The sequence below is a fragment of the Meiothermus sp. genome (genome assembly GCF_025060375.1).
In the GTDB taxonomy this organism is placed as follows: Bacteria; Deinococcota; Deinococci; order Deinococcales; family Thermaceae; genus Meiothermus.
The window spans coordinates 25,535-37,301 of record NZ_JANXCG010000015.1; the positions used below are offsets into that span (position 1 = coordinate 25,535).

Below are 11,767 nucleotides of genomic sequence, written 5' to 3' on the forward strand. Positions count from 1 at the left end.
CTACCCGGATTCGGTCTAAAACATAAAGCCGGTCAGGGGGGTGGGGCCGGCAGCAGGGGAGCCCCCAGCTCGAGCTGGAGCACCGGGCCACCCCCCACCAGCACCACCAGGCGGTAGTACCCCTCGTCCAGGCGGCTGAAGCGGGCCTGGTAGCTCCCGGGGGCCTCCACCCAGATGGAGCGCTCCTCGAAAAGCCGGTCGTCCTTGTACCAGCGCAGCTCGAGGTACCCAGGCTCACCCACCCGCCGCACCGTGAGGTAGGCCACTGCCCCACCGGGAACTGCCTCGAGACGCCCGCTCAGGCCCAACCGGGGCGGGAAACTGGCCCGGCCGGGGTCAAGAGGGACGAAGGTGTAGCGGCAAGCCGACAGGAGCAGAAGAAGACACAGCCAGCACCTCATAGGCCCTCCGCGGCGGTGATAAGGCTCAAAAGGGCTACGGGAGCGGTCTCGGCCCGCAGGATGCGGGGGCCCAAGGCCACCGGGATAAACCCCCGCGCCCTCAAAAACCCCACCTCCTCCTCCGTGAGCCCCCCTTCAGGGCCGGTGATGAGGGCGGTGGGCCGGGTGGGGTCAAAAACCTCCCGCACCCGCCCGACCGCGTAGGGGTGAGCCACAAAACCCTGCTCCACTGGGGGCACCTGATCCAGGGGGCAAAGGGGCTCCACCTGGGGCACCACGCTGCGCAGGCACTGCTTAGCCGCCTCCTGAGCCACCCGGCGAAGGCGCAAGAGCTTGCCCTCGCTCAGCTCACGCACCACGCAGCGCCGGGTCAGCACCGGAACCACCTGGGTCGCTCCCAGCTCGGTAGCAGCCCGAACCACCTCGGCCAGATGGTCCCCCTTGAGCAAGGGCACATAGAGGACGATGGGGATAGGGGGCTCCCGCCCTGCCGCCCAGGTTTCCTCCACCCTCAGCCGTACCCAACCCCGGCCCACCGCCAGCACCCGGGCCCGGCCCTCCCGGCCCTTTCCATCAAACACACTCAAAGCATCCCCCGGCCGGGCTCGTAAAACCTCCACCAGGTGGTGGGCCTCCCTGCCCAGAAGCTCCACCTCTGGCGCCAGGCTCGGAACATGGGCCCGATGTGGCCGCATACTAAACCGCCGCCCAGGTAAGGCAGACCCACTCCCCTTCCTGCTCCCGCTCAAGCAGCCGGAACGAGCAGGCCTCCAAGGCTTCCCGAACCATCCCTTCCCGCTCAACCAGGATGCCCGTGGCGACGAGCAGGCCGCACATCCCAAAAGCCTTCCGGTAATCCTCGGCCAGATGGGCGTGCAATTCAGCGTAGAGGTTGGCCAACACCAGGTCAAAGGGCCCCTCCACGTCGGCAAGACTTCCCTCCGCAAAGCGCACCTCCACCCGGTTGCGCTCGGCATTGGCCCTTGCCTGAGGAATCACCGCTGGGTCGATGTCCACCCCCCAAGCCTCCGCCCCCAGCATCGCCGCCGCAATGGCCAGGATGCCCGAGCCAGTGCCCAGGTCAAGCACCCGCATACCGGGCTCCACCCGGCGGGAGAGGGCCTCCAGGGCCATCCGGGTGGTCTCATGGTGGCCGGTACCAAAGGCCATGCCCGGCTCGATCACCAAGCGGCGCTCAGGGCCCTCCCAGCGGTGCCAAGGTGCTAGCACCACAAAGGACCCAGCCCGCACCGGCTTCAGGTCGCGCCGGTAGGCCTCCAGCCAGTCGGTGTCGGGAAGCTCCATCCACTCCCCCGGCAGGGACAGCTCCACACGGGAGGGAAAATAGGCCCAGACCTCACCCGGCTTCTCCTCCAAGCCCCTCGCCCCCAGCTCAAAGAGCAAGGGGGTGTAGGGATCCAGGCTCTCAAAGTCGCCCCTGAGGCGAAAGACGTGCATGGACCTAGTCTAGCACCCCCCTAATTTGCCCCACCAGCCGCTCCAGGTACCCAAAGAAGAGCGGCCCGTAGTGGGCCAGCTCATCCCCACCGGTCACCACCAAGGGCAGCGCCCAGCCCCGCTCAGCCATAAGCTGCTCGGCCCTTTCCCGGGCCCTCGAGCGATGCGGCTTGGGCTCATAAATGAAAAGCTCAGGAGCCCTACAGGGCACCTCGGCCAGCTCAGGGGCGAAGTAGCTTTGGGGGTGCTGGGAAAAAATGTTCTGCAACCCCAGATGCCGCAAGGCCTCATCCACATAGCTGCCCCGGCCTACGGTGATGGGACCGCCCAGGTCGAGCTCGAGGTACACCCTCCGGGAGGGCAGGGCCCGGTAAAGCCGGGCATACCGCTCGGCCAACCCCTGGGCAAGCTGAGTGGCGGCCTCCGGCACACCCAGCAGGGCCCCCAGCAGCACCGCGTTTTCCATAATCCCGTAGGGGCTTTGCGGCAACGGCAGCGGGTACACGGGAAAACCCCGCTCCACCAGCGCCTGCAGCAGCTCTCGCTGAACCCCGGTGCTGACCAGCACCAAATCGGGCTCCAGGGATGCCAAAAGCTCCCAGCGAACCCGGGTGTAGCTCGAGACCACCGGCAGCCCCAAAACCCCCGCTGGCCGGTAGCAAAAGGCGCTGCGACCCACCAACCGCTGGCCCAGCCCCAGCGCGAAGAGGGTATCGGTGGCGTTTGGCGCTAGGGAGACAATCCTCTCTGGGGCTTCAGGCAGCTCAATGGGCCCCAACCAGTCGTGCACGATTCTCATCCCAGGGCCTCCTCGAGCCAGGCCGCCACCCGGGCCTGCAGGGTCCCTAGGTCGGCCTCGTTCCAGATCACCCAGGTGGCCCTGCGCAACTTCTCCTCCTGGGGAAGCTGGGCCCTATCCCGAGCCTCAAACTCCGCCTCGGAAAGCCCCCGCGCCACCACCCGCCGCCGTCTGTGCTCCTCCGGCGCGGCCACCACCAACACCCCGTCAAACTCCCCCTCCCGTCCAGACTCGAAGAGCAGAGGTATCTCCTGCACCAGAAGGGGAACCCCCCGAGCCCGGGCCCGCTCCGTCTCCTCCTCGAGCCGGGCCCGCACGTAAGGGTGCAGAAGGCTCTCCAGCCGCCGCCGGGCCTCCGCATCGGCAAAGACCAAGGCCCCGAGCGCCCGACGGTCCACCTCCCCTGAGCGGCAGGCCTCTGGAAACATGCGGCAAATCTCGGCCTTGAGCACCTCCGCTCCCTCGCGGGCCAGCGCGTCGGCATCCAACACCGGCACCCCTCGCCTGCGCAAAAGCTCCGCCACCGTGCTCTTCCCGCTGCCAATGCTACCGGTGAGGCCCACAAGGCGCATCGGGCTAAGCATACCCTAGCCCACCCCGATCAGGAGCAACACCAGAGGAACCGTCGCGAAGGAGAGCACCGAGGAGACCACCACCGCGCGGGCCGCCCTGGGGGCGTTGCCCCCGAACTCCCCCGCCATCAGAAAGGCATTGACCGCAATGGGCATGGCGCTCTGTAGGACCAGGACCTGGAGGTCCAGCCGCTCCAGCCCCAAAGCCCAGCCTGCCAAAGCGGCAAGCCCCGGCGCAGCCAGTAGGCGCAGGCCGCTGGCCTTGAGCTCAAAAACCCCCCACTCCGGCTTTGAGCGGGCAATCTGGATACCTAGGGTGAGAAGCATCACCGGGATACAGGCCTGCCCCAGCAGGTGAACCCCTTCGTCCAGGCCAAGCGGCAGCGGGATGGAAAACCCCCGCACCAGAATTCCCCCTGCCAGCGCCCAAAAAAGCGGCAGCCGCAGGGTAAAGAGCAGGCCCTGCAAAAACCCTCCCCCCCGCAAGAACGCCGGCCCCAGGCCAAACATCAGCACACTGCTGGCGATGAAATACACCACCGCCCGGTCCAACCCCGGCTGCCCCAGGGCAAAAAAGGTGAGCGAGAGGCCCATATTGCCCGAGTTAGGGAAAGTCGCTGAGGCCACCAGGGTCTTCGTTGAACCCGCGTCCAAGCGCCACAGCCGGCCTAGGAGCAGGGCCAGGGCATAGAGGCCGGCGGAGGCTAGAAAAAAGGCCAGGGTAATGCCCAAGACGCTTGCGCTGCTCAGCCTGGCCCTGAGCATGGCGTCGAAGATGAGCACCGGCACCAGCACGTAGATGGAGAGCTTGGAAAGGGTCGGCAGGTCAAACTCAATGCGCCGCCCCACCAAGTAGCCGGTGAGCACGATAAAGGCCACGGGGACGATGGTGTTGAGCAGGGCCTCCATACCCCGCTAGCTTAGAGCCTCGAGCACCACCATCGCCAGGGCGTACCCCCGCTCATGGGCCAGCGAAAGGTGGGCCCTGAGCTGAGCCCTGTGCATCTCAGCGGCGAGCCGGGGGGCAAAACCCAGCCGGGGCCGCCGCCCCTCCACCTCCACCCAGACCTCGAGCCAGCCCAACGCCTCCGGCCAGCACTTCTGAAAGGCCTCTTTGGCCGCGAAACGGGCCCCTAGGGAGGGTAGGGGGTCGGCTCGAGCCAGGCAGTAGGCAATCTCCTCTGGGACGAAGTGACGCTCCAAAAAGCGCCTAGGATGCCGACTCCAAACCTTCCTCAGCCGGGCCAAATCCACCAAGTCGGTTCCAACCGCCACAACAGCCATCGGTTAGCATTGTATGCTGTGCTGCCGAAGGCCTTCCTAAAGCGCATGTCCAGCCTACTGGGGGAGGAGTTTCCCCTATTCCTGCAGGCACTCTCCGCATCCGAGCGAAGCTACGGGCTGCGGGTCAACACCCTGAAGCTCAGCCCCGAGGCGTTCCAGCAAATCAGTCCCTGGCCCCTGGAGCCCATTCCCTGGTCACCCGAGGGCTTTTATTACCCCGCCGAGGCCCGGCCGGGACCCCACCCCTTCTACTACGCCGGACTCTACTACATCCAGGAGCCCTCGGCTCAAGCGGTGGGCGCGCTGACCGACCCCCAGCCAGGAGAGCGGGTGCTCGACCTGGCTGCAGCCCCGGGTGGCAAGACCACCCACCTGGCGGCCCGCATGCGGGGCCAGGGCCTACTGGTGGCCAACGAGGTGGACGGAAAGCGGCTCTGGGGGCTGCTGGACAACCTGGGGCGTTGGGGAGCGGTGGTGGCGGTGGTCTCGAGCCCCGTGGAAAACCTGGCCGAGCGCTGGGGGGCCTATTTCGACCGGGTGGTGCTGGACGCGCCCTGCTCTGGAGAGGGGATGTTCCGCAAGGACCCCGAGGTTGCGCGCCGCTGGGGGCCCAGTACCCCCCAGCGAGCCGCCCAGGTACAGAAAAAGCTCCTCCTAGAAGCCGCCCGGCTGGTCCGGCCGGGCGGGGTGCTGGTCTACTCCACCTGTACCTTCTCCCCGGAGGAAAACGAACAGGTGGTGGCCGAGCTGCTGCGGCGAGGCGGCTGGGCGCTGGAGGAGGCCCGGCTCCACCCATCCTTCAGCCCCGGTGTGCCCGAGTGGGGCGGGGGGCACCCCAGCCTGAGCAAGACCGCCCGCCTGTGGCCCCACCGGCTAAGGGGTGAGGGGCACTTCCTGGCCCGGCTCCGCAAAGAGGAGGGACGCCCGCACCAGCCCCCCCCGGAGCGCACTGACCCCCTCTCGCGCGGGACCCAGGCCCTTTGGCAGGCCTGGGCCGAGGAGCACCTGGAAGGCCCCTTGGAGGGGAACCTCACCGAACGGGCCGGCCACCTCTACCTGCTCCCCCCCGGACTACCCAGTCTAAATGGGATCAAGGCCCCATCCCCAGGGCTCTACCTGGGGGAGGCCCGACCCGCCCGGGGCAGGGAAGGAGGCCGCTTCCTGCCTGCTTTGCCCCTGGCCCACCACCTGTCCCCCGGGCAGATCCGCCGCCGCGTAGCCTTACCGCCCGAAGCCCCCCAGGCTCTGGCCTTTGCCCAGGGCCAGCCCATCGAGGCGGACAGCCCGGAAGGCTGGGTTCTAGTTACCCTGAGGACCCGCGTGGGTGAGTTCGCCATAGGCTGGGGCCGGAGCAAAGGAGGCGTGGTGCGCCCTGGGAAAGCCGGGGTTTGACCTCTTTCCCTCCAGGTCCTAGACTTGGGTGCTATGGAGCTGGAGACCCTCAGACATCGCCTGGACACCCTCCGGGGGTATCTTTGACATCGCCGGCAAGGAAGCACGGCTGAAGGAACTCGAGCCCCTCCTGAATGACCCCCACCTTTGGAGCGACGCCGAAAAGGCCCGAAGGATTTCCCAGGAGGCTGCCCGGCTGCGCAAGGCGGTGGAGGGCTATCGGCGCCTGGAGTCCGACCTGCAAGGGCTTCTGGAACTCTGGGCAGAGATGGGGGCCGAGGGGCGGGCCGAGCTAGCGCCTGAGCTCGAGCGAGCCGGACAGGAGCTCGAGGAGCTCTACCACCAGACCCTGCTCTCTTTCCCCTACGCCGAGAACCCGGCCATCGTAACCATCAAGCCAGGCGCAGGGGGCACCGAGGCCTGCGACTGGGCGCAGATGCTCTACCGCATGTACACCCGCTTTGCCGAGCGAAAGGGCTTTAGTGTGGAGCTGGTTGACCTGGAACCCGGGCCCGAGGCGGGCATCGATCACGCTCAGTTCATCGTGCGCGGCGAGAATGCCTACGGCCTGCTCTCTGCAGAGGCCGGGGTACATCGCCTGGTCCGCCCCTCCCCCTTCAACGCCCAGGGCAAGCGCCAGACCAGCTTTGCCGCGGTGGAGGTAATGCCCGAGGTAGACGACACCGTGGAGGTCCAGATCAACCCCGAGGACCTGCGCATTGAAGTGATGCGCTCCCAGGGCAAGGGCGGCCAGGGGGTCAACACCACCGACTCAGCCGTTCGGGTGGTGCACCTACCCACGGGCCTTCAGGTCAAGTGCCAGATCACCCGCAGCCAGCAGAAGAACAAGGAGCTGGCCCTGAGCATCCTCCGCTCCAAGCTCTTTGAAATTGAGTTCCGGAAGAAACAGGAGGAGCTGGCCCGTCTCCGCGGCGAGGTCCGCCCCATCGAGTGGGGTAGCCAGATTCGCAGCTACGTGCTGGACAAGCAGTACGTCAAGGATCACCGCACCGGGGAGCTGCGCCACGACCCTGAGAACGTGCTGGACGGAGACCTGGAGAGCCTAATCTGGGCTGGGCTGGAGTGGAAGGCCGGCCGCCGAGAGACCGCCGCAGTGGGGGATGAAGAGTAGCCTCCACTGGCCTTAGCCTCAAAACCTGAGGCGCTCCTGCAGGTAGGCGGCCAGCTCGCTCACCGCGACCCTTTCCTGCTGCATGGTGTCGCGATCGCGCACCGTAACCGTGTCCTTCAAAGCGGGACTACCGCTCTGGCTCTTGCCAATGGTGTCGTAGTCCACCGTCACGCAGAAGGGGGTACCCACCTCGTCGTGGCGGCGGTAGGCCTTACCGATGTTGCCGGTGTCCTCGTAGAATACCCGGCCCAGACCCAAGGCCTGCAGCTCGGCTTTGAGTCGGCGTGCGTAGGAGGTGATCTCCTCCCTGTTTTTGGCCAAAGGGATCACCGCCACCTTGATGGGGGCCAGGTGGGGCTTGAGCCTCAGCACCACCCGCTCTTCTCCATTGGGAAGACGCTCTTTGGTGTAGGCTTGGGAAAGAAGCGCCAGCACTCCGCGGTCAACCCCTGCCGAAGGCTCGATCACAAAGGGCACAAACCACTCCTTGGTCTCGGGGTCCTGCACTGCCAGCCGGGCGGTGGAGTGGCGGTTTTCCATCACCCTGGCCTGAATCCTGAGCTCCGACTGGCCCCGGGTATGGCTGCCCAGGTCGTAATCGCTGCGATTGGCGATGCCCTCGATTTCCTCAAACCCCAAGGTGGGAAAGTTATACATCAGATCAAAGGTGCGCTTGGAGTAGTGGGAGAGGTCTTCCTTGGGAACATCCAAAACCCGAATCTGCTCGCGGGGAATCCCCTGCGCCTCCCACCAAGCGAGCCTTATCTCCAGCCAGCGCTGGTGCCATTCCTCATCGGTGCCGGGCTTGACGAAGTACTCGATCTCCATCTGCTCAAACTCACGCACCCGGAAGATGAAGTTGCGGGGGGTAATCTCGTTGCGGAAGGCCTTGCCAATCTGGGCCACACCAAAGGGCAGGCGGCGGGAGGTAGCGTCCAGTATGTTTTTGAAGTTGATGAAAATCCCTTGGGCGGTCTCGGGCCGCAGGTAGCCGAACGACTCCTCATCAGCCACCGGGCCAATCTGGGTCTTGAACATCATGTTGAAGGGCCTAGGGGGCGTCCAGTCGCCCTTAGCCCCATCAGCAGGGTCCACTACGCCGGCCGCGTTCATGGCCGAGGCGGCCCGTTCGGGCTCAGCCAGCATCTGGGCCACCAGGGCGGCCAGGCTCGCCTCAGGGAGGCCCATAGCCCTAGCCACCGCCTCTAGCACTGCAGGGGTCTGCTCCTTGAGCAGGTGGTCCAGGCGGTAGCGCTTTTTGGAGATGCGGTTATCCACCAAAGGGTCGGAGAAGGTGGCCTCGTGGCCTGAGTAATGCAACACCAAGCGGTGAGTGAGGATGCTCGAGTCGAGCCCCTCCATATCGTCCCGCTCATAGACCATGGCCTTCCACCAAGCCGCCTTGAGGTTGTTCTTGAGCTCAACCCCAAGAGGGCCGTAGTCGTAGGTACCCTGCAAACCCCCGTAGATGTCCGAGCCAGGAAAGATGAAGCCCCTCCGTTTGCACAGGCTGACCAGTTCCTCCAGCGTTTCAGCAGGCATGGTTCTCCTCCAAGAAAGGCGAGGCGCACCTCATGTAAAAATCCCCGGCCATGCCGGCCTGGGGACGAAAGGTACACTTCCGCGGTTCCACCCCAGTTCCCGGGCTTTCCCGGGCACCTCTCGGTGCGCTGGCCTTGTGGCAAACACCGCCGCCCTTCACCCGGCCCTTGGCCACCCGGCTTCCACCCTCCCGGGCTCGCTGCGGCTGGAACCAGGCTACTCCTGCGGTTCAGCGCAAGGGAAAAGCTAACACAAATCACCCCGACGAGCAAGGCCAAACCCAACGGAAGGGCCCGAGGCCCTCAGCAACGCTTCGTAACGTGCGGCGCAAACACCCAGGACAGACCCGCCATACTGTATCATTGGGGTAGGGAAGATCGCCGCGCCATGTTGACTCGTCCGACACACCAGGAGGTTCGCCCTTGAACAGGTACGACGACCGCGCCAGGTTGGTTTTCCACTACGCCAGAGAAGAGGGTAGCCGGCTAGGTCATAGCATGATCGGGCCCGAGCACCTGCTTCTGGGCCTGATGCGCGAAGGGGGCACGGCCGCCCGCATCCTTATGGAGTATGGCGCGAGCCTCGAGGCCATGCGGCGCATGGTAGAGGAGCTGGTGGGCCGCGGTGAGGGCAGCCGCACCGGCGAGCCCCCCGCCATCACCCCCAGGGCCCGGCGGGTTATGGAGCTGGCCGGAGCCGAAGCCCGCAACATGTCAAGCCAGGTCATCGGCACGGAGCACATCCTGCTGGGCATCATCCGCGAGGGGGACGGAATTGCTTACCGCATCTTGACCCACTACGCCAAGGATGTGGACACCATCCGCTGGCGCATCCTTTCCCAAGCTGGGGAGACCAAGGAGAAAACCGTGGCCACCCCCTTCCTGGACGAGTACGGTCGCGACCTAACCAAGGAGGCCCGTGAGGGCAAGCTCGACCCCGTCATCGGCCGTACTGAGGAGATCAACCGGGTAATCCAGATCTTAGCCCGGCGTACCAAAAACAACCCGGTGCTGGTGGGCGACCCCGGGGTAGGCAAGACCGCCATCGTGGAGGGGCTGGCCCAGGCCATCGTGGAGGGGCGGGTTCCCCCAGTGCTGCGGGGAGCCCGTATCGTCTCCATCGACCTGGCCGGGGTGGTGGCCGGCACCAAATACCGTGGTGAGTTTGAGGAGCGGCTGCGCCAGATCATCGAGGAGCTCAAAAACGCCAAGGTGGTGGCGTTTATTGACGAGCTGCACACCCTGATCGGCGCCGGCGGGGCCGAGGGCACCCTGGACGCGGCCAACATCCTGAAGCCACCCCTGAGCCGGGGGGAGATCCAGGTCATCGGGGCCACCACCACCGGGGAGTACCACCGCTACATTGAAAAAGACGCCGCCCTGGAACGCCGCTTCCAGCCGGTAATTGTGCTCGAGCCTACCCCCGAGGAAACCCTGGAGATTCTGAAGGGCCTGCGCCCGCGCTACGAGGCGCACCACGGGGTGGTCATCCCCGATGAAATCCTCTCCCTTTCGGTTAAAATCGGGATCCGCAGTCTCCCTGGGCGCAACTTTCCCGACAAGGCCATCGACCTCATCGACGAAGCGGCCAGCCGGGTGCGCTTGAACGACTCCCTGGGCCTGCCGGTGGCGGTGGACGAGGACGGCACCCCCCTGGTGGCCCGAGAGGACATCGAGAGCGTGGTGGACTCCTGGGGCGGGGTCTACATCGACGACAAGGACGACAGCAAGCTCTTCCACCTAGAAGAGGAGCTGAGCAAGCGGGTAATCGGTCAGAAAGAGGCCATCCAGGCCCTGGCTGCAGCCCTAAGAAGAAGCCGGGTGGGCCTGGGTGGGCGCACCCGGGTCTCCGCCAGCTTCCTCTTCGTGGGGCCCTCGGGGGTGGGCAAGACCCATCTGGCCAAGGCCCTGGCTGAGGTGCTTTTCGGCTCAGAGCGGGCCCTCATTCGCTTTGACATGTCCGAGTTCCAGGAGCCCCACTCGATCTCCAAGCTGATCGGGGCCCCGCCCGGCTACGTGGGCTACGAGCAAGGGGGGCGACTGACCGAGGCGGTGCGCCGCCAACCCTTCAGTGTGGTGCTCCTGGACGAGATAGAAAAGGCCCACCCGGACATTTACAACACCTTCCTTCAGGTGATGGATGAGGGCCGCCTTACGGACGGGCTGGGGCGCACGGTGGACTTCCGGCGGGTCATCCTCATCATGACCTCCAACACCGGCTACAACGTAGGGCCAGCCATCGGCTTCACCAGCCGGGAGGTGGACACCGAGTCCCCCCTCAAAGCCCTCTTCACCCCGGAGTTCCTGGACCGCCTAGACGAGGTGATCCGCTTCCGCCCGCTCGAGCCAGCCGAGCTGGTGCAGGTGGCCCAAATCATGCTCCAGGACATCAGCAAAGAGCTGGAGTCGCGCGAGAAAATCGTGCGCTTCGACCCCTCTGTAGCCGGCTGGCTGGTGGAGCAGGCCCCCAAGCAGGGCAGCACCCGCGTTCTGCGCAACCTCATCCGCGAGAAAATCGAGGATCCCCTCTCCCTCGAGCTCCTCTCGCGGCCCGGCCGCACCCTCTACGTAACCCTAAAGGAGGGCGGCATCGCCTTTGAGGAGCAGGCGCTGAGCTTAGCGTAGGGAGAGCTGACCGCGTTGGGCCTCACCTGAGCTGGGCAAGGGCAGCCCGAAGCTGCTCTGGGCTCATGTAGCCCCGCACCTCCCCCACCCGCTCGCCGCGAGCGTTGTAGAAAAAGTTGGAGGGGTAGCCGTTTACCCGAAGGGCCTGGGCCACCGCTCGCAGGGCGTCCTGATAGACCTCGGCGTGGGTGAAGCCCCGGGCATCGTGGAACTGGCGTACCAGAGCGGCAGGCTCGCCATCGTTGACGAACACAAAGCGCACCTCCGGGTGGGCTCGAGCCACCGCCTCAAATTCCGGAAGCTGGCGCTGGCAGTAGCCGCACCAGGTGGCCCACACCGTGAGCACGGTGGGCTTGCCGCTCTGAAGACGCACCGGGGTGCCGTCCAGCCGGACCAAGGTAGCCTGGGGGAGGTCGCCAGCCAGCCCCCGGTGAGGGGCCGGGAGAAGGGCCAGGGCCACCAGCCCTCCCACAATCAAGCCCACCAACCCCAGCCGCAAGCTGGGGGAGAGGCCTGTAGGTATCTTCTCCACAACGCCAGTTTAGCAGGCTGGCAGGGGTGGG

The 11,767-nt window shown here is 65.9% G+C and carries 12 protein-coding genes; 3 read left to right on the top strand and 9 right to left on the bottom strand.

The features are described 5' to 3' along the window. Nucleotides 1-32: 32 nt before the first annotated feature. The 7 genes from NZ849_RS02045 to acpS are packed head-to-tail and all read right to left on the bottom strand — an operon-like array spanning nt 33 to nt 4,514. On the bottom strand, nt 33-401 hold the full coding sequence (locus NZ849_RS02045) for a hypothetical protein (RefSeq protein WP_295403495.1): 369 nt from the start codon (nt 399-401) through the stop codon (nt 33-35). Beyond that, a complete protein-coding gene (locus NZ849_RS02050) occupies nt 398-1,096 on the bottom strand; it encodes a 16S rRNA (uracil(1498)-N(3))-methyltransferase (RefSeq protein ID WP_295403497.1) in 699 nt (232 codons plus the stop codon). The genes NZ849_RS02045 and NZ849_RS02050 overlap by 4 nt, the downstream gene beginning before the upstream one ends. A 1-nt stretch (nt 1,097) precedes the next feature. Beyond that, a complete protein-coding gene (locus tag NZ849_RS02055; RefSeq protein ID WP_295403499.1) occupies nt 1,098-1,859 on the bottom strand; it encodes a 50S ribosomal protein L11 methyltransferase in 762 nt (253 codons plus the stop codon). A 4-nt stretch (nt 1,860-1,863) separates the two neighbouring features. After that, entirely contained in the window at nt 1,864-2,658 is a 795-nt protein-coding gene (locus NZ849_RS02060; RefSeq protein ID WP_295403502.1) for a helical backbone metal receptor, read from the bottom strand. Further along, on the bottom strand, nt 2,655-3,230 hold the full coding sequence (gene coaE, locus NZ849_RS02065; RefSeq protein ID WP_295403505.1) for a dephospho-CoA kinase: 576 nt from the start codon (nt 3,228-3,230) through the stop codon (nt 2,655-2,657). The genes NZ849_RS02060 and coaE overlap by 4 nt, the downstream gene beginning before the upstream one ends. A gap of 15 nt (nt 3,231-3,245) precedes the next feature. Then, a complete protein-coding gene (locus NZ849_RS02070; RefSeq protein ID WP_295403508.1) occupies nt 3,246-4,139 on the bottom strand; it encodes an AEC family transporter in 894 nt (297 codons plus the stop codon). Between the two features lie 6 nt (nt 4,140-4,145). Beyond that, complete coding sequence (acpS, locus tag NZ849_RS02075; RefSeq protein WP_295403512.1) at nt 4,146-4,514, bottom strand: holo-ACP synthase; 369 nt, start codon at nt 4,512-4,514, stop codon at nt 4,146-4,148. An 18-nt stretch (nt 4,515-4,532) separates the two neighbouring features. Between acpS and rsmF the strand changes: the two genes are divergently transcribed. Together rsmF and prfB are read left to right on the top strand one after the other, a co-directional pair. After that, nucleotides 4,533-5,906, top strand: coding sequence for a 16S rRNA (cytosine(1407)-C(5))-methyltransferase RsmF (gene rsmF / locus NZ849_RS02080; RefSeq protein WP_295403515.1), 1,374 nt, complete (start codon nt 4,533-4,535; stop codon nt 5,904-5,906). Nucleotides 5,907-5,939: 33 nt separating this feature from the next. Continuing rightward, a protein-coding gene (prfB, locus tag NZ849_RS02085; protein ID WP_295403517.1) for a peptide chain release factor 2 occupies nt 5,940-7,038 on the top strand; the annotation gives its coding sequence in 2 pieces (ribosomal slippage) (nt 5,940-5,990 and nt 5,992-7,038; 1,098 coding nt in all). A gap of 18 nt (nt 7,039-7,056) precedes the next feature. Here the strand turns inward: prfB and NZ849_RS02090 are convergent. Next, nucleotides 7,057-8,580 (bottom strand): glycine--tRNA ligase, encoded by a 1,524-nt coding sequence (locus NZ849_RS02090; protein ID WP_295403520.1) that lies wholly within the window; start codon nt 8,578-8,580, stop codon nt 7,057-7,059. Nucleotides 8,581-9,002: 422 nt separating this feature from the next. Between NZ849_RS02090 and NZ849_RS02095 the strand changes: the two genes are divergently transcribed. Then, entirely contained in the window at nt 9,003-11,204 is a 2,202-nt protein-coding gene (locus tag NZ849_RS02095) for an ATP-dependent Clp protease ATP-binding subunit (protein ID WP_295386906.1), read from the top strand. A gap of 22 nt (nt 11,205-11,226) precedes the next feature. On the opposite strand, the gene NZ849_RS02100 is transcribed toward NZ849_RS02095, so the two are convergent. Continuing rightward, a complete protein-coding gene (locus NZ849_RS02100; RefSeq protein ID WP_295386908.1) occupies nt 11,227-11,736 on the bottom strand; it encodes a TlpA disulfide reductase family protein in 510 nt (169 codons plus the stop codon). Nucleotides 11,737-11,767: the final 31 nt, after the last annotated feature.

Coding starts and splice junctions, on each gene's coding strand:
- coaE (WP_295403505.1), bottom strand. CDS start 3,230: ATGCGCCTTGTGGGCCTCACCGGTAGCATTGGCAGCGGGAAGAGCACG.
- acpS (WP_295403512.1), bottom strand. CDS start 4,514: ATGGCTGTTGTGGCGGTTGGAACCGACTTGGTGGATTTGGCCCGGCTG.
- NZ849_RS02060 (WP_295403502.1), bottom strand. CDS start 2,658: ATGAGAATCGTGCACGACTGGTTGGGGCCCATTGAGCTGCCTGAAGCC.
- NZ849_RS02070 (WP_295403508.1), bottom strand. CDS start 4,139: ATGGAGGCCCTGCTCAACACCATCGTCCCCGTGGCCTTTATCGTGCTC.
- NZ849_RS02045 (WP_295403495.1), bottom strand. CDS start 401: ATGAGGTGCTGGCTGTGTCTTCTTCTGCTCCTGTCGGCTTGCCGCTAC.
- NZ849_RS02050 (WP_295403497.1), bottom strand. CDS start 1,096: ATGCGGCCACATCGGGCCCATGTTCCGAGCCTGGCGCCAGAGGTGGAG.
- NZ849_RS02090 (WP_295403520.1), bottom strand. CDS start 8,580: ATGCCTGCTGAAACGCTGGAGGAACTGGTCAGCCTGTGCAAACGGAGG.
- NZ849_RS02055 (WP_295403499.1), bottom strand. CDS start 1,859: ATGCACGTCTTTCGCCTCAGGGGCGACTTTGAGAGCCTGGATCCCTAC.